The organism is Acidithiobacillus caldus ATCC 51756, assembly GCF_000175575.2.
GTDB classification, from domain to species: domain Bacteria; phylum Pseudomonadota; class Gammaproteobacteria; order Acidithiobacillales; family Acidithiobacillaceae; genus Acidithiobacillus_A; species Acidithiobacillus_A caldus.
On record NZ_CP005986.1, the window covers coordinates 1830696 to 1849308 of the forward strand.

Sequence of the window (18613 nt, forward strand, 5' to 3'; positions counted from 1 at the left end):
GATAGGATTTTCCTAACGGAAACCGTGTGTTGCGCAATAGGGTCGTCCCCGCGTGTGCGGGGGAAATCCGAGGTGCAGTCGAGGCTCCCGCTACCAGCCGACGTCGTCCCCGCGTGTGCGGGGGAAATCCTAATGATGCTGAAAAGTTGGGGCAGGTCTGGTCGTCGTCCCCGCGTGTGCGGGGGAAATCCTCCTTGCAGTCCGCATTTCGCATTTGCTGCGTTTTCGTCCTCGCAATGTGCGGGGGAAGGCTTCGCATTTCGCATTTGCCGCGGGCATGGTCGTCCCCGCGTCGGCGGGGGGATTCGCACCGAAATCGGTGTTTTTTGTTCGTTTGATAAGAGGAGACACGATATGTCGATGTTGGAAACTCTGGATGTTTCGGGAAAACTGCTGGCCGTTTCGCCTATCGCGGTGTCGCCGCCCGGAGCGGCGTTTTCGTCGGACGACAAGGGGGCACCGCAGCGGCTTCCTTCGGTCGGCAAGAACCGCTACCTGCCGGCATCCACCTTTCGTCACGTCCTGCGCTACGGGACCATACGGGTGGTGCAGGAAGCCATGAAAGCGCAGGGGAAAAGCTTGAGCCTGGACGCCCTGCTCATGCTGGACAAAGGGTTCTTTGCGCAGCGGAAAAAGGACAAGGGAACCCTCCCAGGCCGGAGCAACGGCAAAATGAAAGCCAAGGACGTCCTGCGCATGGAACAGGAAGTGCGGGAAAAGAACCCGCTGCTGGGTCTCTTTGGGGTGTGGACCATCCCGTCCATGCTGCGGGTGCGCAACGCCTTCCCGATCCCCAACGCGCAGGGGCAGACCTACACGGTGGCGTCGGGCCTCGTGCGCAAGGCGCTGGAAGAGGATCTGGTGGACGCCTTGACCAAGGAGGATGCGGAGGACTATCTCCAGCGTCTCGACGACTGGTCGGAGGCCGACAAGGAGACCACGGGCCTCAAGCACATCAGCGAGCGCCCCTGGGAGGAGATCGTGGCTGGTGTGGAGTGCGAATGGGGCTACCAGATCCACAGGTTTACGCCCTTCCAGTCCGGCGCGGTACTGGCTGGTCTGCGCTACTTCGCCAGCGATCCGGTCATCGGTGCGCACAAGGCGGTCGGGCGCGGTGAGCTGGCGATGGAACTGAACGCCAGCGTCATCCGCCAGGATATCCTGAACGGCCCCCAAAGCGCGGAAGCCGGAACGCTCACCCTGCGGCGCGGAGAATTCCGTGTGGATGGTCTGCTGGCCGAGCATCTATCCGAATTCGACCGGCTGGCGAAGGCGGGTTTTCCGGGGATGGATTTCCATTGCCTGCCCGCGCTGGTGGAGGGGGAGTGAGTGTGGAAAATCGCATAAAAACAGAGTGTTGAGAGATAGAGTCGTCCCCGCGTGCGCGGGGGAAAACCGTGGGCATCTCCCAATCGCGCGCGCAGGTGTGCGTCGTCCCCGCGTGCGCGGGGGAGAACTGGCTTCGAGACCGACGCGACCGTGGTGCAGGCCGTCGTCCCCGCGTGCGCGGGGGAAAACCGGGATCAGCGGCGTACTCATCCACTTGTGGGCCGTCGTCCCCGCGTGCGCGGGGGAAAACCTTACAGTATGGCGCGGAACGCAGCCGGTGGCGTGTCGTCCCCGTGTGCGCGGTGGAAACCTGATCACCGGGACAAAACCGGGCGGCGGTCGTCCCCGCATGTGCGGGGGAAACCCGCTCCGGACTCCGCTCGTACCCGTCATTCACCGGCGTCCCCGCGTGCGCGGGGGAAAACCTCATCGCTATACCAATGCGCAAGGGGCGGACCCGGCGTCCCCGCGTGCGCGGGGGAAAACCCGCCTTGAGCTCCCTGTTCCGCCATGTGGAGGAGTCGTCCCCGCGTACGCGGGGGAAAACCGGGCGCTGCGGTGGGGGATGACATTTCCCAAAAGTCGTCCCCGCGTACGCGGGGGAAAACCGTACGCGGCTCATGCACACCATTCCAGCGATGGGTCGTCCCCGCGTGCGCGGGGGAAAACCGAGAAAGCAGGAGATTGGAGAGCGTTCTCTATTGTCGTCCCCGTGTACGCGGGGGAAAACCCCGAGCCAGCACCCGACTCTTGATAGCGAATCTGTAGTCCCCGCGTATGCGGGGGAGAACCGCAACCGTACCGGACCCCGCGCCGCCCACGCTAGTAGTCCCCGCGTATGCGGGGGAGAACCAGTCGATATCAGCGGAAACGCTTCGGACATTGCGCCGTCCCCGCGTATGCGGAGGAGAACCACAAGCGGCCAGGTCTCCCGTCATGCTCAAGAAGTCGTCCCCGCGTACGCGGGGGAAAACCGTACACCATGGCGCAAATAATCGACTTTCTGGCCGTCGTCCCCGCGTGCGCGGGGGAAAACCGGAACCCGCGACGGGCCTTTCAGGCCGTTTTCCGCCGCAGGGTTCCCTCGTCCTTTCCTCGACAGACCGCCCGGCCCGGTTTAGCCAATCGCCCACGAATCCAGGTGGGGAGGTCCATGTCCCGCGTGAGCATTATGCCTTTGGGGCTGTGGCCCAGGTGAACGACCGGCGATTCCGAAAGGGAAAAGTGGTCGCACTCCACCCAACGGGCGAAGGCCTGTTGGAAAAACCGGGAGAGGAACCGGATTTTGTCCCGTTGGCCGATCCGGCGGAAAAAGGCCGCGTGCACCTGCAGGTATTCCTGGTCGTGCTCGACCAGAAGCATCCCGTAAACCTGCAGGGGCTGGCCTTCGGCGTGGGAAATGCCGGCCCAGGCGGACCGTGTTGCGGACGTTTGCCCGAGCACGCGAACACCGTTTTCTTCGAGCATCTGCACTCCCCGACGATACGGCAGATGTACCCATTCGTGATGCGACCGCTTTTCCATGGTGGCCTCCTTTTTTCCACCAAAATCGCAAGGTTAGAGTAACATAAAACGCTTTTGTTCAAAAAGTCGGGATTTTGTGCATGGAATGGTCACCGCCTTGCGGGTTCGCTATACCCAGGAATACGCGAACGACGATCGGGTGCTGCTTCCGCTGACGAGACGATCTGCGCTATACGGGAAAAGACGGACAGGACGAGCAGGACCAACACGATGCAATTGACCGACGAACAGCAAAAGGCCGTTGCCATGGCCCAAAAAATGGAAAGCTTCAAGGTGTCGGCTCTTGCCGGTACCGGCAAAACCTCGACGCTGGTGGCTATCGCCAAGGCCATGGGCAATCGCCGAGGGCTGTACCTCGCATTCAATGCCGCCATCGCTGCGGAAGCCAAGCAGCGATTCCGGGGTACGCAATGCGAGAGCCGGACTTTCCATTCCTTGGCCTATCGGGAGTGTGGCTACAAGTACAAAAACCGTATGCATGCGCGGTTGACGGGGAGTTTCTTGCGCCGGCGTTTTGGGGTGAACGAGCTATGCTCGAATCTGGTGTACGGGAGGTCTACAACTAGCTTGAGGAGGGTGGCGCACTGTTGCTAGAAAAGGGTTTCTGGATCCGATTCGCAACGAATGAGGAGTGCGCCATGCAAGAGAGTACTGGTTTCGACGGAGGAATGGGAGAGTTGGGCCTGAACATCGAGGGCTTATTGCGGCGGTCCGCGCGCCAGCTGATCCAACAGGCCATCGAGGGCGAGGTGCAGGTGCTGCTGGAGGAGTATGCCGCGGTACGCATGGTCGATGGTCGCCGGGCCGTCGTGCGGAATGGATATCTGCCGGAGCGGGAGATCCTGACAGCGGTCGGCCCCGTGCCTGTACAGGTCCCCAAGGTGCGAGACCGCTCCGGTTCGGGCGTGGTCTTCCGTTCTTCCCTGGTACCGCCCTACGTGCGCAAGTCGCGGACCGTGGCCGCAGCGCTCCCCTGGTTGTACCTGCACGGGGTATCGTCGGGACGGATGCACGAGGCGCTGTCTGTTCTCCTGGGCGAGGAGGCCAAGGGGCTTTCTCCGGCCGTGCTGGGACGCTTGAAAGTCGAATGGGCGCAAGAGCATGCCCAATGGCAGCGCCGGTCTCTACAGGGAAAACGCTACGCCTATTGGTGGGCCGACGGGGTCTATACCCAGCTGCGGGCGGAGGACGATCCCCGGATGTGTCTCTTGGTCATTATTGGCGTGACGGCCGAGGGCAAGAAGGAGGTCGTGGCGGTCACCGACGGTTTACGGGAGTCCAAAGCCTCCTGGCTAGAGATCCTGCGGGACTTGCGCGACCGCGGGCTGCAGGAGGCGCCACTACTGGCCATAGGAGATGGGGCGATGGGTTTCTGGGCCGCCCTGGACGAGATTTACCCACAAACCCGTCATCAGCGCTGTTGGGTGCACAAGACGGCCAACATCCTCAACGAGCTACCGAAGCGCCTTCAGGGGAAAGCCAAGGCCGCCCTGCAGGCGATCTGGATGGCCGACACCCGTGAAGCTGCGGAGAAAGCCTGGCAAGCCTTCGTGCGGGACTACCAGGCCAAATATCCCAGAGCGGTCGCAAAGCTCGAGAAGGACCGGGACGTGCTGCTGACCTTCTTCGACTTCCCGGCAGAGCACTGGCGGCATATCCGCAGCAGCAACGCCATCGAATCGACCTTCGCCACCGTACGGCAACGCAGCAGCCGCACTAAAAACTGTGTCTCTCGAGCCACTTTCCTTGGCCTGAGCTACAAGCTCATCCAGCAGGCAGAGAGACACTGGCGCGGGATTCAGCATCCGGAAAGACTGCGCGAGCTCTTTGCCGGGGTGACATTTGTCGATGGGATGCCTGCCAACGAAACCCGGCTGGATCCTCAACAGGACGCCGCCTGAATCGTGTTAGCAAATGCTCATACACCAATCTTGACCATAGCTCGGGGTGAACGGGGATCTGGCTGCCGCCATTGCGGAAACGGCCATGCGCACCATCCGTGCCTTTCTGCGCACCGTCGACCCGAAGATCGAAGCCCAGCATGTGCGCAGTAGCGATTATTGCCGGGTTATCGACAGGAAATTCCGTCTGGCCCTGGAGGAATATCGGTACATGCCGGATGGGGAAGATCGGGACCATCTGCGGCAGTATATCGCGCTTCTGGAGCAGCATCGGGCCACTTGCCATCAGATCGGAAAAGAAGGGCTATCGCTCGCACGGCGGGTCTGGGACGATATGGAAGACCCAAAAGGGGAAACCCCCATCGTCCACGACTTCTATCTGCGCGAATACGTGCTGTCGCAACCCGATCTGGGGCGCTGGTATCGGTATCTGCTTTTCGATGAAGCGCAGGACGCGGATCCGCTCATGCTCTTTCTCACCCAGTCGCAAAAGATCCCCGTGTTCTATGTCGGGGATGCGTACCAGCAGATCTACGAGTGGCGCGGTGCGGCCAACGCCATGGAGAGCCTCGACCTGCCTGAATCGACGCTGACCCTGTCCTTTCGCTTTGGTCAGGCGGTGGCGGACGACGCCAACGAGGTACTGGATTTGCTCGGTTCCAGGCTGTATCTGCGCGGGAATCCAGAAAAATCGTCGCTGGTCCGGATGGGGAAATGCGGAGAACTACCGTCTGCTGGGGGGAACGGTAGCCGCGCCATTGTCGTTCGCACCAACGCCGAGGCGGTACAGCAGACCCTGAGTGGGCTGATGTCGGGTCGCCGTGTAGGGCTGTGCGGTGCATCCTCCATCCGCAGTTTCCTGAAAGGATATCAGGACCTGATCGAGGGCAATCCCAGTGGCGAATTCGTGTATTTCCAGAATGAGCAGGAACTTCGGGAATTCGCCCAGACCGACATGGGCCAGGATCTGCGCATGCTGGTGAAGCTGGTCGATGAATACGGTATCGAGGAACTGGAGCGCATGGTGGAACGGGCCGTGGACCTCGACCGGAGCACGGGGCGTGTGGATATCTCCGTGACGACGGCCCACAAATCCAAGGGCCTCGAATTCGATCGGGTGTTCGTGAGCGAGGAACTGTTCAATCCCAAGCGCCTGGAAAGCGATGAGGAAAAGCGCCTTTTGTACGTCGCCAAGACCCGCGCCAAGCAGGTGCTGTGCAACGCCCGTCCTTTGGTAGCGGCGTAAGCACCATCGCCCCGCCCTCGCCTTCCGCTATACCAGACAGGAATCGGTAGCGCAGGAGTTGCCCGTGAATAATCCACACGTACATGAGCAAAACCCGGGGGACCGCTGCCCCGTATGCGGGAGACGGGATTGGGAGCGCGGGGGCTGGTATCGGCTGGCCGACCGCAAGACGATTCACGTCTTGCGTTGCCGAAACTGTCGGACGGTGCATCGGGTTCCCAGTCACCGGTTCTTCCAGGTCGCCTCAATATCCGATCGGGAGACCGTCCGCTAGTGCTCCCCCTCGATACCCTCATCGCGCAGTGCGCGCCCTTTGTGGCCCCGAAAACGATGTCGGCCATCGTGCGGGTCGAGTCCGGTGGCAATCCACTCGCCATGTGGAACAACACCACAGGGCAACGCATCCTGCCGCCCAACCGCGCGGCGGCGATTGCCTATCTGCAGGGGGCCATTGCCGCCGGCCAGAAGGTGGACGTGGGGATCGCCCAGGTGGATACGGAAAACTTTGCGGCCTATGGGCTGACGCCGGAAAATGCCTTCGATGCCTGCACCAATCTTCGGGTTGGGGCGAAGATACTGCAATCGGACTATGCCCGCGCAGCAGCCCGCTTCGGCCCGGGTCAGGTGGCCCTCTACCACGCCTTCGAGGCCTACAATTCTGGCCACCTCTGGGGTGACGCGCACTATGCGAACACCGTCCTGCGCTCGGCGGGGATCCCGGTCTACGTCCAATCTTCCGGGAAAATGGTGTATCGTCCCCTCGCGACCGTCTTTAGCTGGTCGACAGCGCCTACGGTATCTGCGGCGTCGCCACCCAGAGCTTCCGTGTCGGCGGCGTATGTTCTGAAATGGTAGTCCAGAAAAGGATCACGACTTGGGCTTTCTCACCAATCCAAAGGTTCAGCGCCACGAGGTCAACGCGCGAGGACGAGACTTCATCGTCGGTGATCTTCACGGTTGCCGGTCGATGCTGGACACCATGCTTTCCCATGTGGGCTTCGATGGTGCCCAAGACCGGCTGTTCTCTACCGGCGATCTGGTGGACCGTGGGCCGGATTCCGAGGGGTGTCTCGAACTGCTGCGGGAGCCTTGGTTCTACCCGGTTCTGGGTAACCACGATGCCATGCTCATCGCCTGGATATACGGTGGCCGAATCGATGCGCGTTGCCGTCGGTATGAGGATGCTTTCGTCAACAACAAGGGCTGGAAGTGGGTCCGCCGTTTTACCCGATCCAGCGAATTCCTGCCGCTTCTGGAGCGGGTTCCGTTGGTGCTGGTTGTGGGTTCCACCATACAGGATTCGCCATCGGAACGCTTTCATGTCGCGCACGCAGAACTTCTGGGAAGCAGTCCCTGGAGCGATGCCTTGTTGGATGCTCCCGAGGAAGAGCAGCAGAGGATCTGGTCCGAAAAGCGATTCATCGCTGGTTTTGATGGAATCGGCGACGGAATCGATGCCGTGCTTTGGGGGCGAGAACTGCGGATCTGCGGCGACGATTTCCCCGATCGCGACGATCCGGCCCTCTCGACCACCTATGTGGGTCACACCATCACGGTATTGCGGGAGAACCCGCCCAAGCTTTTGCGCCGGGCGTCCCACGTCTTTCTGGATACTGGGGCCTATCGCGCCGAAGCCGAACCCAATGGGCGCCATGGACTGAGCCTGTGGTGTCATCGGGAACAGCGAGGCTGGCACTTCGATGGGAAAGCCTTCTCGAGTATCACGATAGCCTAGACGGTGTGCCCTGCCCTTTGGCTATACCGGACGAGACAATCTGTGCTCGGAATAGAAACCATCGCCAAGGAGCTTTCATGGAGCGGCAACTCAGCATCGACACCCTGCGGAAAATCGCCACGGCGTCGGCTGCCCTGGTCAAGGGCAATTCGGTACAACCCATTTACGATCACGTACTCATCGAAGACCAGCGGGTGGTCCTGGGTAATGCGACTACCCAGCTGGAGTGGTTTCTGGACGAGGAGGAGCGCAGTTTTGGGTTCGCGCCAGAGGCTTATCCCGCGCGGGATCTGGAGCGCATCGCCAAGAGCCTGCCCGACGGTGCCCTGGTGGAGTTTGGGGAGCAGGGACAGATTCGTTGTGGGCGGTCACGTTTTCGTCTGCCCGTCTACGACGGTGCGCAGTATCCGGTGAAGGCAGAGCCTCTGCCGAGTGCCTGGATCCGCGTACAGACCCAGGATCTGGAGCGCATTTTCCCTTCCCTGCGCCGCTGTGTCGCCAAAAACGATACGCGCACGTACCTGAACGGTATCCATTGGCAGATTCGTCGTGTTGGCGAGCAGGAGGCAAGCCTGTTGGTGCTGGAGGCGACGGACGGCCACCGTGCTGCGCGGTTTTCTCTGGAGTACACCCCGCCTTTGGATTCCGCAAACGACGATAGCGCAGCCTCGCAGGGGGATTGCTCCCCGCAGGGGGATTGCTCCCCGCAGGGGCTGGACGCCATCCTGCCGGTGGAGGGGCTTTCCGCCTGGATGAAACTCCTGTACAGCCAGAAGATTGCGGAGTTTTCCATCGCGCAGACCCGGTCTGGGGTGATTTTTCAGGGGGGTGGTTTGCGCCTGTGGCTGACCTCTCTCGATGGGCGCTATCCGAGTCTGGACACGATTCTGGCGCAACTGGAGAAAAGAAAGGATGTGCTATCCCTGTCCATCGCCGATTTTCAGCGGGCCTTGACGCTCGCCACCATCGGTGTGGGCGAAAGCCAGGCGGTCACCCTGTCCACGGCTCCCGATCACCTGCTTTCCGTTGCAGCAAAGGGTGAGGAACGCCAGGCCGAAGACCAGATTCCCGCCCAATGGTCGGGTTCCCTACCCCTGCGATACAGCTTCAACGTCCAGTACCTCATGGATTTTGTGGATTCCGTCAAAGAGACCACGAAGGGTTCCGAGGATACGGAGGATCCGCAGATGGCGCTGCGTTTCGATGTGTCCGAGAAAGACCCGACGTCGACCTTTGCGGAAGTGCCCGGTGGCGTGCTGGTCGTCATGCCGATTCGGGAATAGGAAGGTCGACGTACTGCAGCAGGTTTTATTAGCAGTTTGCCGAAGGAGATTGAAAATGAAAATCGACATTGTGCTTGAAGACGACCTGCCCCTTTCCGAAGCCTCACGGATCGTCCGGCGTATGGCGTCCACCATCGGCTGGGACGTGGAGTGGAAAGGGGATAACACCTTTCAGTTGCGTCGTGGCCCCGCGGAAGACGAGCAGGACGGATTTGGCCGGGTCGCGCCCATTACCGATGGGCTCAGAGCGTCTGGATAATGACTGACCTGGACGATCGTCGAAGAATGGTTTGTGACCAGCGGTTCCTGCAACGAATTTTCAGGAATCGCTGGATTCTGGCGTGTGTGTCATGGCCGCTGTTCAGCCTTTTTCTGTACGCCTTTGGCACCCTGGTCGTTTATCTGTTGGCGACACACCAGACAGGAACCTATTTCGGATCGCTGCTCAAACCCAAAAACTTTTCCTTTCTTTATGCCGTCCTGGAGGTCCTGATGCGCATGGTGATCGGCTGCCTTTCCAGCATCTTTCTCCTGCTGTGCAGCACGCTGGTCGAGTATTCCTGTAGTAGCCTTGGGGACGTTTTCCGATAATCTCGGCGGCTATCCTTTCAGCATCCCGCTCAACTCCGACTTGTCGGCGCGCCGGTCCAGACGTTGGGTATCCTGCATCCAGGCGTCGGCACCGCCGCTGGCTTCCAGTAGCCGCGCCGGCAACTTCTCGATGAAGGACGCGCGAATTTCGGTGAGATCGGTAACGGAGTCGGAGACCTCCACGTCCAGGGTTCCGTCCTCAGCATCCTCGTCCGCACCCTCTTCCAGTATCGTCCCGGTATCCAATCCACCACCGCCGCCACCATTCTGATCGCCACTGCGCGTGTCAGACGTGCCGTCGGCACCGCTGCGCGGGGCACCGCTGCGCGGAGCAGAACTGCCGTCCGCACCGCTGCGCGGGGCGGTATCGCTATTCGTAGGATCAAGACTGCCGTCCGCAGGACCCGCAGGACTGCCGTCCGCAGGACTGCCGTCCGCAGCACTGCTCCCCGCAGGGGGGGTGTCGGTGTAGTCGGATTCCTCGAAGGTATCGAAGTCCGGTTTGGTGGATTCGATGGAGGTAGGTTTGTCGTGGCCCAGGAGTTTGGCGTAGTAGTCCTTGGCGCGGGCGCTGATTTCGTCCGAGGTTGCCGGTGGTGGGATCTGGGCGCGTTCGAGGAAGGTGGGATTCTTGAAGTAGAGGATCTGGCGCCCATAGACGGGGGCAAAGCCTGCGACCATGACGATCATGTCGCCGGCCTTGACGATGTTGGAACCCCTTTTGATGGGGCCGCGCAGGCGCAGCACTTCGTCTGGGGTGAGCAGGTCGCGGGCCTGGTAGTTGAGGCTGCGGCTCTGACCCTTTGGCGATGGGAGGACGCTGCCCTCGAGGCTCTGGGTGACGTTTTCGAGGACGACGGTTTTCTTGCCGAGCATCTTCGAGAGCCATTCGGCGGTGGTAACGTCGTTGGGTGCGTAGAAGATGCGGACGTGGCAGTTCTCGATGATGACCGAACCGCCCGACTTGCCGTAGCCCCGGCCCTCGTCTTCCAGCTGCGATTTGCTCTGGGTGATGAGAAAGAGCTTGACGTTGTAGCCGGCGAAGAAGGCGATGGCGTCCTGGAAGATATCCATCTTGCCCAGGGAGGGAAACTCGTCGAGAAGCAGGAGCAAGGGATGTTTTCCCTTGCAGATCATACGTCCGTCCTTGGGGATGAGGCGGTCTTCGGCGGTGAACTTCGAGGCGATGAGGTTGATGACCAGACGAATGAGGGGTTTGAGGCGGTTCTTGTCCTCCGGGCTGGTCACCAGGTACAGGGAGACGGGAGCATCGGCGTCCTGCAGGTCGGTGATGTGGAAGTCGGAGTATTCCGTCCACTCGGCGACGATGGGGTCGCGGTAGAGGGAGAGGAAGCTCATCATGGTCGAGATGACGCCCGACTTTTCGTTGGGGGCCTTGTTTTTCATTTCCTTGGCCGACTGGGCGATGGCCGGGTGGACGGTGGCATTGCCGTAGAGGGCGGTCCACTGTTTCAGGAGCACCGGATTGCTGGGCCGGTGCTGGGTATCCATCATCTTGTCGAAGGCCTGATCGACGTCCTCGAGTTCGGGGTCGTTCAGGAAAGCGGCGACCCCGCGCATGGTCTTGTCCGGCTCAGCGTACAGGACGTGCAGGATGACGGAGGTGAGCAGGGCAAAGCCCGTTTTCTGCCAGTGGTCGTTGAGACCCTTGCCGTCGGGGTCGACGATCATGGTGGCGATGTTCATCACGTCCTTGACCTCGAAGGGGGTGCCGACCCGCACCTCTTCGAGGGGATTGAAGTGGCAGCACTGTTCCTTCGTGCCCAGGTCGCCGTTGTTGTCGGCTTCCATACCGTTCAGGGGATCGGCGGCCATGCCGAAGCCCGGGTTGAATTTCAGGATCTTCTGGCCGATGGATTTGCGCCAGCCGGCGGTGAGCAGATAGTTTTCGCCCTTGATGTCGTGAACGACGACGCTTTCCTGCCAGCCGCCCAGGAGGGTGGGCAGCACGAGGCCCACGCCTTTACCGGAGCGGGTGGGGGCGAAACAGATGATGTGTTCGGCGCCGGCGTGCTGCAGGTAGTCGGTCTCGTCGCGTTCGTTGGGGATGCCGCCGACGTAGCAGACCCGCTTGGAGGGTTTTTGTCCCTTTGCAGGGTGCAAGCCCTTATCCGGGAGCAAAGCCATCTTGACGATTTCGTCGCGGCTTGCCCAGTGCGCGGAGCCGTGCAGGTCGGTTTGGTACTGGGATTGCCAGAGGCGCTGGGAGCGGACGAATTGCCATATCCCCATGGCCAGGGTCGGCACGGCCGCAATGGCGCCGGCAATCTCCGTGGCCTTTTGCATCATGGGGTATTGCCATTCGGCGTAGGCCATTTTGCCGAGTTCCCAGGGGGAGAAGACCGGTAGCCCCAAAAAGGGCTTGGCGACGTATCCGGGGAAAAAGTTGGGATCGTAGATCTCGGGGATGGCTATATGCACTCCGAGGCTCGCGCCCAGATAGGAAGCAAAGAACCCGGTCATGGCGGTAGCAAACAGCCCCAGCGTGGGGGCATTACGGATCCTCTGCTGGGCGCGGTAATCGAGGATATTCTGTTCGGGTCTGTGGACAACGCTGGCCATAGTTCATCCAAAAAAACGCATCTTCTTTGGTATAGCCGAATACCCGCGATATAGCACCGCTGCGCGGGGCAGACGTGCCGCCGGCAGGACCCCCTGCGGGGGGCATATTGTCGGGCGCAGCCCGCCGTCCGCAGGACCAGGACTGCCGTCCGCAGGACTATCGTCCGTAGGACTGCTGCGCGGGGCGGGCGTGCCGCCGGCAGGACTGCTCAGGGGGGTTGCTATACATAGACGGCTCAAGGATGCAGCAGAAGGAATGCCGAATGGGAGATGTGTTTCCTGTGGTTCGCCGGAAGATTGGTGATGAGGAAATGCTCGTTGTAAACGCGCGGGATCTGCATGGGTTCCTGGATGTGGGTAAAGTCTTCGCGGCCTGGATTCAAGAACGTATCAAACAACACCGCCTAGTTGAAAACATCGATTTTTCTATATCAACGTGCTCAGCTGGTGGCAAAGGTTCCGCTGGGGGGAGACCAAAAACCGAATATCATCTATCGTTGAAATCGGCTATTTTCATCGTTGCTCAAGAAAAAAATTCGCGTCCTCTGGTTGTTCAGAAATTTATCGAATCCGTGCAGGATGTTTGCGCTCTGTGGGACGCCATTCGGAACATCGAACTGCCGGAGGACATTCCTCATCCCATGTATGTGTATGCCATAAAAAACCCGGATACGGGCAACATCAAGATTGGTATTTCCAAAGACCCGGAGGCCCGGCTGAAACAGCTACGGGTCGGTAACGACGCCGACCTGCGCCTGGTCCTCGTGGAAAAGATCGAGGCTCCAGACCGATTCCAGGACGAGCGATTTGCCCATCTGAAAAACCAGTACCTGCGGATCCGTGGGGAGTGGTTCCGATCGGGAGCACGGTTGACCACCCAAAACAGGAAAACGGTGAAGTGACGAGACTATCCGTGCTTTATCTGAGAGGTGACTGTACGTCGGCCATTCTTGCTCAGGGGGTTCGCTATACCTAGACGGCCCGATTGTTCTATGGAGGAAGTGCGGATGGAAGCGTTGGTTCCGGTAACCCGGCAGATGATTGGTGGCGAAGAGGTCTTTGCGGTGAACGCGCGGGACCTTCATGCCTTCTTGATGAACCGAGACAAGTTTGCTACCTGGATAAAGGACCGTATCGCGCAATACGGATTCATTGAAAATCATGACTTTATAGGTTTTTCGGAAGTTTCCGAAAAACCCAAAGGTGGTCGTCCCAGCAAGGACTACCTGCTCACCCTCGACATGGCCAAGGAACTCGCGATGGTCGAGCGCACCGAGCGGGGCCGGCAGGCGCGGCGGTACTTCATCGCTTGCGAAAGGGAACTGCACCGGCTCCAGGCGCAGACGAAAGGCCGTGGGCTCATTACCGAAAGTCCGCTGGACCAGTACCTGCACGGCATGGACCGCGATCTCATCGTGCGCGAGTTGCGCTTTCTCACCGAGGTGCAGAAGACCGTCCCCGGGATGCACGAGAACCAGGCTTTCCTGAGTGCGCTGGCCTACACCGAACTGCGGCTCGGTATCGAACTGACTCCCCTCTTTCCGCCCGAGGCCCTCGCCCTGCCCTGCCCGCATCAGGAGGTCGAGTTGCGGCCGACGGACATCGCCAGGCGCTTTGGTGTTGTCTATGCCAGCGGCAAAGAGGACGGTGCCACCGTCAACCGGATTCTCGCGGATCTGGGTTTTCAGACGCACACCAAAGGCGAACCGCTCGACTGGACCCCGACGGACAAGGGCTGGCCCTTCGCCGTGGTCAAGGAGGTACCGAACCGGTCCCTCAAGGCGGGCCGGACGATTCGCCAGTTATTCTGGCGTATAGGGCTCATTGAACATGCCGACGTGCGCGAGGCGCTCGATCGCAAAGGCCGCGAGCGGCAGGCGCGGTTGGCCTCGAGCCGCAAGCGCGGGCAGCGTGCGTTGGATTTGCACTGACTACGTCAGATCGAAAAGGAGGAAACAATGGAAATGCGTTTCGTGGTCACTGGATTGGAAGAGACTCCGTTGGAAAAACTGGATCGACTCATATCCGATGCGTTGCCCAGGCAACTGGCGCTCGCCAAAGATTTTGTTACCTTCCATCCCAATGTCTTCCAGTTTCAGGAAATCGTCGAGGATAGCAATGGGTCAAAAGACCTTTTGATCAAGGGAGAGATCGCAGGACACGCTTTCGAGGCCCTATTCGAAGAATCGGGCATCTATCTCCTGATCCGGAAGGGCGAAACTTGCCGGTCTTTGGCCCTGCGGTATATGACCGTGGACACGGCTCAGTTATTGTACGATTGGGCATTGCAGAAATGAACGATCCTCGTTTGCCCTTGGGGAATTTGTCCATTGACGAACTGGTGAACCTTGGCCGGGATAGCGACGATCCAATTCTAACGGAGTTGTGCCGCCGCCTGTCTCCCGATTGCTCTGCCAATTCTGGTGGCCAGCTTGAGCTTCATCAGTGTAAAGGGAAAACCATCATCGATGTCCGGGAAGCGGGAGACCGGCTGGTTTTGCTGTTCGATGGTGGTAACTATTTCGTGGTTGGCGCAGAAATTAGCTGTCTGGACGGTGGTGACGCTTACCTGGATTTTGGCGCTCCACTAACCATGCCGGAGAAACATCGTTTGGGATTGATTTCTCCCAGTGAATGGGATGCGCATCTCAAAGCGTTGAAAGAGCAGGAACGGAAGAACCGCGAAGCAGAAATAGAGCGGTTGGAAGCTCGGTTGGCGGCCTTGCGTGAGCATGCGGAGTAAACGATTTTTTGATGGTAAATCTTGGTGTATTCTGACTTGCAATTATCCGTAAGACACTCGGTCGAGATTTCGGTGCTCTTGTAGTTTATTTTCCAACACGGCTATTCCAGATCCATATCGTTCCTGTTGTACTGTCGATTTTTGCTTTTAGGTTTATTTTCTGGCATCGTGCTATCGTGTATTTTGGCATTTGTATTCCAGCTTTCAGAGAGCATATCTATCACCCCGCGCGGAAGCGACTGCCGAATGGCATTTAGCGTTTTTTCAGGGGCGACATCAAAAAGCGACTGCACATGAGAAACCAATCTGTCTGAAAATCCCAACAAGGCGTTTCGATCGGGTACCCAGCGCACAACCTCAACAAACCTGGCCCACAATTTTTCTGCGGACGTTGATTTGGCGATTAGCTCCAAATCCGCCTCATCTTTTGCTCTCCCAGACTCCATCTTTACCAAAAACAACGTTTCCGGGGATAGGCAGCGTATCGTCCAACATCCGCTCTCCGTTTGCATCTTATCGATGACTGGGGAGTTTTCCAGTATGTCACGTATAAGTATACTCCCCCAAATGTTTTCTGTTGGAGTGTGGTCTATTCTAAAACTATCCCCCAGGGAGCACTGATACTTTTTCTCTATATCCAAGGTTAAATCGGGGTCGATCTCCGGCGAAAATATATCTATGTCACCGGATGAAATGCGGATATCCATGGCGAGCATGGCGCTGCCACCAACCAGCACCACCTGCCCCCCACTTTTAACCCCTTTGTGAGCGTCCAATAAATCCCGGAGTATCTCTTTGGTTTTCCCCCAGTCCACAGCCGATCGATTATTTTCCACGTTTTCTACCCTGCGCATAAAAGCGAATCAGACCCTCCAGAAAATCCGCCAATATCCGGTCCCGGTTGTACGCCGTTTGTTCTGGATCGGGATCGGGAGTCTTTTCCTGGGGTACGGAAAGATCGAGCCCCCAACGCGGCAATATGGAGGACATGGTACGGGCACTTTGGGCCGACGTCCGATTGGGACTCCGCACTTCGGCCAGGGCTGCCGTCATGGCACGGCGATGCCTTTCCGGCCAGCGTGTCACGGGAACACGCTTCCAGGCCAGTTCCAGAGATTCCCGCAATACCGTATCGGACTCCAGAATACGGCGCTCATGTGCGGAGATCCTTTCCGGGTACATGACACTCTGCTCCCTTTCCGAACCCAGATTTTGGGGCTGGGAATAAGCGTATATTTTGTGCTCGTTTCGCTAAAATATCCAGCAAGATGGACCTTCGACCTCACTGCACCGAAGCCATCCGCTGCAAGGCGTCCAAAAGCCGTTCCGCCGTCACTTCCCCACCTTCGCCGTCCACCTGCGCGACGATCGCTGCGGCCAGAGCGTAGGGGACGGTCAGGGTGATGGTCCTGGTGTCGGCATCCCCGACCACCGGCGCTTCCTGGACACCATCGGGCCGGTTCCGGGACCGTTCCTCGTCCAGATGACCCGCACCGTCCGATTCCTCGTCCTGTTCTTCCTCCCCAACTTCGGTGGTATCCGGTTCTGTCGGCGGCTGCGCCGCAGCAAGCGGCTGCGCCGGGCACGATTGCGCCGCAGCAGGCGCTTGCCCAGCAGCAAGCGGCATCGCATCCCGACCGGCATCCTCTACCGGTTCCGATACGGTTTCCGCCGCGCTGTGGCTGGGTGTGGCGGAATCGCCGGACACGGCTTCGTCGGATACGACTTCGTCGGACACGACCTCGCCGGTATCGCCATCCGGTGCGCCGGGCTTGTCAGAATCCGGATCCCGGGATACCGGATCCCGGGATACCGGATCTGGATGCAGATGCCGGTTTTCGATCTCCGTCATCAGCGTGCGGCTGAATGGTGTCCCGTCGCGGATGGCCTCAGCCAGGTCGTCCAACCAGCCATCCTTGTCGCCACCCTGCCAGGAGAGCAGCTTGTTCAGTTCGAAGGCCCCGATGTCCGGAAGAGATATTCCGAGACGAGCCGCCAGGGCCTTGGCCTCGGGGTTGGTCCTGGAAAGGATGCGGCTTACCCAGGCCCGGTCTCGCCCCAGACGCCGGGCCACATCGGCTTTGCTCATTCCGCAGGTATCCATGAGGATATGCAGGGCTTCGGCTATATCGTCGTCGCTCATGTCTTCGCGGGCGATGTTTTCGACGAGCTGCATCTCCAGCCGGTTCTGGCCCCCCTGGGTCTGGATGACGATGGCGGGAATCTTCGTCAGATCGTATCCCGCGCGGGCGCAGGGCTTGCCGCTGTCTCGGGCAATAGTGGCCGCGCGGTAGCGCCGCTCGCCGGAGACGATGCGGTACCGGTTCTCACCTACCTTCTCGACCGTAATTGGGTTGAGAATGCCGTGTTCCAGAATGCTCTCGGCCAGGTCCTCGAGGCGCTGGCCGTCGCCGCTCGCTTCCATCTGCCGCCGCGGCTGGTTGGGATCCGGCTCCACCGCGTCCAGGGCCAGGGAAAGGACCTGCATCCCCCCGTTTTCCGGCGATGGGGCCGTGTCCTTCTTGAGTACGGAGCGGATCTCGCTGAGATCCAGGCCACTCATCAAGTCGGTATTGGCCTTGCTCATTCCGTGCCTCCTTCGGCTTCGCGACTCAACTGGTCCAGAATGTCGTCCTGGGAGTCCGCTTCCCCAGACGTTTCTTCGCCATCGTCCTCGCCTATCTGGGCCGATGCTTCCTCGCCATCATCGTCGTCGGGTATGTACGTGTCGTGGGTCACTTCCCCATCCTCAGGCTCAGCCACTTCGGGGTCTCCCCCTGCCGTAGGCATATTGCCCCCCGCAGGGGCCGCAGGACTGCCCCCCCCAGGGGCCGCAGGACCGCCACGGGCGGAGAACTGGGTGTCGAGGATGGCGTCGGCGTTCTCTGGTTCCGGGACTTCGGTGCCGATATCGGGTATGGGAGTCGATTCGAGCAGGGCCAGGAACAGTTGGTACCAGGCGGTTTTCTGGGCCTGGTCGCGGCAGACTTCCCAATAGGGCTTGCCGATACGCAGGGCGGAGCGCACGTCCTCGCGGTCGAAGAGGATGTAGGGGAAGGTGAACTCGGGCAGGCTTTTCAGGATGTTGTCGGCGATGGCCTTGTTCTTGGTGGAGTTGGCCTTGAGGCGGTTGATGAGGATGCGGACCTTGAGGTCCTCGTTGATGGGGAGCACGTCTCCGAGGCTCAGGGAGACCATGGACTTGAGCCCCTGGGTACCCAGGGCGTCCGGGGTCACGGGAAGGGCGTGGACGTTGGCGACAAAGAGGGGAGCCAACTGGCGGGTGTTGGGTGCCGGGGGGCAATCGATGACGACGACGTCGTAGGGGCCGCTGCCGCTTTCGAGCAGGTGCAGGCGCTTCAGGGCGGCGAGGGCGGCGTTGAAGTCGCGATCGACCCGATCGAGGCCGATGGACGCCTGCAGGAAGTCGAATCCGAAGATGGGGGACTCCTGCAAAGGCGCCCGTTTCAGGGGATCCCAGATATCGAGCACCGTCCCATCGAGGGTGTGGTGGCGGCTACCATCGCCCGTAACCAGAAAGGTGGCGCTACCCTGCTGGTCGAGATCGACGAGCAGGGTATTGAAACCCAACTGGTGCGCGAGTATGGCGAGGTGGACGGACAGGGTGGTCTTCCCTACCCCGCCCTTCTGGTTGGCAAAGGCATAAATCTGGGCCAT

General features: G+C 59.9%; 19 protein-coding genes. 13 read left to right on the forward strand and 6 right to left on the reverse strand.

Annotated elements, in window-relative coordinates:
- The first annotated feature begins 354 nt into the window (after nucleotides 1-354).
- The gene (locus tag ACAty_RS08940; protein ID WP_004872861.1) at nucleotides 355-1329 is read left to right on the forward strand and encodes a hypothetical protein; all 975 of its coding nucleotides are present in this window, start codon (nucleotides 355-357) and stop codon (nucleotides 1327-1329) included.
- A gap of 1056 nt (nucleotides 1330-2385) precedes the next feature.
- Here the strand turns inward: ACAty_RS08940 and ACAty_RS08945 are convergent.
- Nucleotides 2386-2853 carry a hypothetical protein gene (locus ACAty_RS08945; RefSeq protein WP_004872862.1) on the reverse strand — a complete coding sequence of 156 codons (468 nt, stop codon included), beginning with the start codon at nucleotides 2851-2853 and terminating at the stop codon, nucleotides 2386-2388.
- A 210-nt stretch (nucleotides 2854-3063) separates the two neighbouring features.
- Here ACAty_RS08945 and ACAty_RS08950 point away from each other — a divergent pair, with 210 nt between their 5' ends.
- The 8 genes from ACAty_RS08950 to ACAty_RS08985 all read left to right on the forward strand — a co-directional run bounded on the left by ACAty_RS08950 (nucleotide 3064) and on the right by ACAty_RS08985 (nucleotide 9609).
- Nucleotides 3064-3447 carry an AAA family ATPase gene (locus ACAty_RS08950; protein WP_004872864.1) on the forward strand — a complete coding sequence of 128 codons (384 nt, stop codon included), beginning with the start codon at nucleotides 3064-3066 and terminating at the stop codon, nucleotides 3445-3447.
- Between the two features lie 44 nt (nucleotides 3448-3491).
- Complete coding sequence (locus ACAty_RS08955; protein WP_004868469.1) at nucleotides 3492-4754, forward strand: IS256 family transposase; 1263 nt, start codon at nucleotides 3492-3494, stop codon at nucleotides 4752-4754.
- Nucleotides 4755-4839: 85 nt separating this feature from the next.
- On the forward strand, nucleotides 4840-6000 hold the full coding sequence (locus tag ACAty_RS08960; protein ID WP_169737315.1) for a 3'-5' exonuclease: 1161 nt from the start codon (nucleotides 4840-4842) through the stop codon (nucleotides 5998-6000).
- A gap of 273 nt (nucleotides 6001-6273) precedes the next feature.
- The gene (locus ACAty_RS08965; RefSeq protein ID WP_004872869.1) at nucleotides 6274-6855 is read left to right on the forward strand and encodes a lytic transglycosylase domain-containing protein; all 582 of its coding nucleotides are present in this window, start codon (nucleotides 6274-6276) and stop codon (nucleotides 6853-6855) included.
- Nucleotides 6856-6874: 19 nt separating this feature from the next.
- On the forward strand, nucleotides 6875-7735 hold the full coding sequence (locus tag ACAty_RS14900; RefSeq protein WP_004872871.1) for a metallophosphoesterase: 861 nt from the start codon (nucleotides 6875-6877) through the stop codon (nucleotides 7733-7735).
- A 77-nt stretch (nucleotides 7736-7812) separates the two neighbouring features.
- The gene (locus tag ACAty_RS08975; RefSeq protein ID WP_004872872.1) at nucleotides 7813-9018 is read left to right on the forward strand and encodes a beta clamp domain-containing protein; all 1206 of its coding nucleotides are present in this window, start codon (nucleotides 7813-7815) and stop codon (nucleotides 9016-9018) included.
- Between the two features lie 55 nt (nucleotides 9019-9073).
- A complete protein-coding gene (locus ACAty_RS08980; RefSeq protein WP_004872874.1) occupies nucleotides 9074-9277 on the forward strand; it encodes a hypothetical protein in 204 nt (67 codons plus the stop codon).
- On the forward strand, nucleotides 9277-9609 hold the full coding sequence (locus tag ACAty_RS08985; RefSeq protein ID WP_226824381.1) for a hypothetical protein: 333 nt from the start codon (nucleotides 9277-9279) through the stop codon (nucleotides 9607-9609). Before ACAty_RS08980 ends, ACAty_RS08985 begins: the two co-directional genes overlap by 1 nt.
- Before the next feature lie 9 nt (nucleotides 9610-9618).
- Here the strand turns inward: ACAty_RS08985 and ACAty_RS08990 are convergent, their stop codons facing one another.
- Nucleotides 9619-12192: a type IV secretory system conjugative DNA transfer family protein gene (locus tag ACAty_RS08990; protein ID WP_004872878.1), complete on the reverse strand. Its 2574-nt coding sequence runs from the start codon at nucleotides 12190-12192 to the stop codon at nucleotides 9619-9621.
- A gap of 263 nt (nucleotides 12193-12455) precedes the next feature.
- Between ACAty_RS08990 and ACAty_RS14905 the strand changes: the two genes are divergently transcribed.
- The 4 genes from ACAty_RS14905 to ACAty_RS09010 all read left to right on the forward strand — a co-directional run bounded on the left by ACAty_RS14905 (nucleotide 12456) and on the right by ACAty_RS09010 (nucleotide 14935).
- Complete coding sequence (locus ACAty_RS14905) at nucleotides 12456-13094, forward strand: antA/AntB antirepressor family protein (protein WP_051620772.1); 639 nt, start codon at nucleotides 12456-12458, stop codon at nucleotides 13092-13094.
- 105 nt (nucleotides 13095-13199) lie between these two features.
- The gene (locus ACAty_RS09000; RefSeq protein WP_004872883.1) at nucleotides 13200-14123 is read left to right on the forward strand and encodes a phage antirepressor Ant; all 924 of its coding nucleotides are present in this window, start codon (nucleotides 13200-13202) and stop codon (nucleotides 14121-14123) included.
- A 27-nt stretch (nucleotides 14124-14150) separates the two neighbouring features.
- Complete coding sequence (locus tag ACAty_RS09005; RefSeq protein WP_004872885.1) at nucleotides 14151-14489, forward strand: hypothetical protein; 339 nt, start codon at nucleotides 14151-14153, stop codon at nucleotides 14487-14489.
- On the forward strand, nucleotides 14486-14935 hold the full coding sequence (locus tag ACAty_RS09010) for a hypothetical protein (protein ID WP_038472060.1): 450 nt from the start codon (nucleotides 14486-14488) through the stop codon (nucleotides 14933-14935). The genes ACAty_RS09005 and ACAty_RS09010 overlap by 4 nt, the downstream gene beginning before the upstream one ends.
- A gap of 101 nt (nucleotides 14936-15036) precedes the next feature.
- Here the strand turns inward: ACAty_RS09010 and ACAty_RS09015 are convergent, their stop codons facing one another.
- The 4 genes from ACAty_RS09015 to ACAty_RS09030 all read right to left on the reverse strand — a co-directional run bounded on the left by ACAty_RS09015 (nucleotide 15037) and on the right by ACAty_RS09030 (nucleotide 18613).
- The gene (locus tag ACAty_RS09015) at nucleotides 15037-15771 is read right to left on the reverse strand and encodes a hypothetical protein (RefSeq protein WP_153801822.1); all 735 of its coding nucleotides are present in this window, start codon (nucleotides 15769-15771) and stop codon (nucleotides 15037-15039) included.
- Nucleotides 15761-16117, reverse strand: a complete 357-nt coding sequence (locus tag ACAty_RS09020; RefSeq protein WP_004872889.1) for a hypothetical protein — start codon at nucleotides 16115-16117, stop codon at nucleotides 15761-15763. Before ACAty_RS09020 ends, ACAty_RS09015 begins: the two co-directional genes overlap by 11 nt.
- Before the next feature lie 100 nt (nucleotides 16118-16217).
- Nucleotides 16218-17522 (reverse strand): ParB/RepB/Spo0J family partition protein, encoded by a 1305-nt coding sequence (locus ACAty_RS09025; protein ID WP_004872891.1) that lies wholly within the window; start codon nucleotides 17520-17522, stop codon nucleotides 16218-16220.
- On the reverse strand, nucleotides 17519-18613 hold the full coding sequence (locus ACAty_RS09030; RefSeq protein WP_004872893.1) for a ParA family protein: 1095 nt from the start codon (nucleotides 18611-18613) through the stop codon (nucleotides 17519-17521). Before ACAty_RS09030 ends, ACAty_RS09025 begins: the two co-directional genes overlap by 4 nt.

Excerpts from the sequence above, each read along its gene's own strand:
- ACAty_RS08985 (WP_226824381.1), top strand. The coding sequence starts at position 9,277 with ATGACTGACCTGGACGATCGTCGAAGAATGGTTTGTGACCAGCGGTTC.
- ACAty_RS08940 (WP_004872861.1), top strand. The coding sequence starts at position 355 with ATGTCGATGTTGGAAACTCTGGATGTTTCGGGAAAACTGCTGGCCGTT.
- ACAty_RS09020 (WP_004872889.1), bottom strand. The coding sequence starts at position 16,117 with ATGTACCCGGAAAGGATCTCCGCACATGAGCGCCGTATTCTGGAGTCC.
- ACAty_RS09010 (WP_038472060.1), top strand. The coding sequence starts at position 14,486 with ATGAACGATCCTCGTTTGCCCTTGGGGAATTTGTCCATTGACGAACTG.
- ACAty_RS08960 (WP_169737315.1), top strand. The coding sequence starts at position 4,840 with ATGCGCACCATCCGTGCCTTTCTGCGCACCGTCGACCCGAAGATCGAA.
- ACAty_RS14905 (WP_051620772.1), top strand. The coding sequence starts at position 12,456 with ATGGGAGATGTGTTTCCTGTGGTTCGCCGGAAGATTGGTGATGAGGAA.
- ACAty_RS08975 (WP_004872872.1), top strand. The coding sequence starts at position 7,813 with ATGGAGCGGCAACTCAGCATCGACACCCTGCGGAAAATCGCCACGGCG.
- ACAty_RS08950 (WP_004872864.1), top strand. The coding sequence starts at position 3,064 with ATGCAATTGACCGACGAACAGCAAAAGGCCGTTGCCATGGCCCAAAAA.
- ACAty_RS09000 (WP_004872883.1), top strand. The coding sequence starts at position 13,200 with ATGGAAGCGTTGGTTCCGGTAACCCGGCAGATGATTGGTGGCGAAGAG.
- ACAty_RS08980 (WP_004872874.1), top strand. The coding sequence starts at position 9,074 with ATGAAAATCGACATTGTGCTTGAAGACGACCTGCCCCTTTCCGAAGCC.
- ACAty_RS08945 (WP_004872862.1), bottom strand. The coding sequence starts at position 2,853 with ATGGAAAAGCGGTCGCATCACGAATGGGTACATCTGCCGTATCGTCGG.
- ACAty_RS08990 (WP_004872878.1), bottom strand. The coding sequence starts at position 12,192 with ATGGCCAGCGTTGTCCACAGACCCGAACAGAATATCCTCGATTACCGC.
- ACAty_RS08955 (WP_004868469.1), top strand. The coding sequence starts at position 3,492 with ATGCAAGAGAGTACTGGTTTCGACGGAGGAATGGGAGAGTTGGGCCTG.
- ACAty_RS09030 (WP_004872893.1), bottom strand. The coding sequence starts at position 18,613 with ATGGCCCAGATTTATGCCTTTGCCAACCAGAAGGGCGGGGTAGGGAAG.
- ACAty_RS09005 (WP_004872885.1), top strand. The coding sequence starts at position 14,151 with ATGGAAATGCGTTTCGTGGTCACTGGATTGGAAGAGACTCCGTTGGAA.
- ACAty_RS09025 (WP_004872891.1), bottom strand. The coding sequence starts at position 17,522 with ATGAGCAAGGCCAATACCGACTTGATGAGTGGCCTGGATCTCAGCGAG.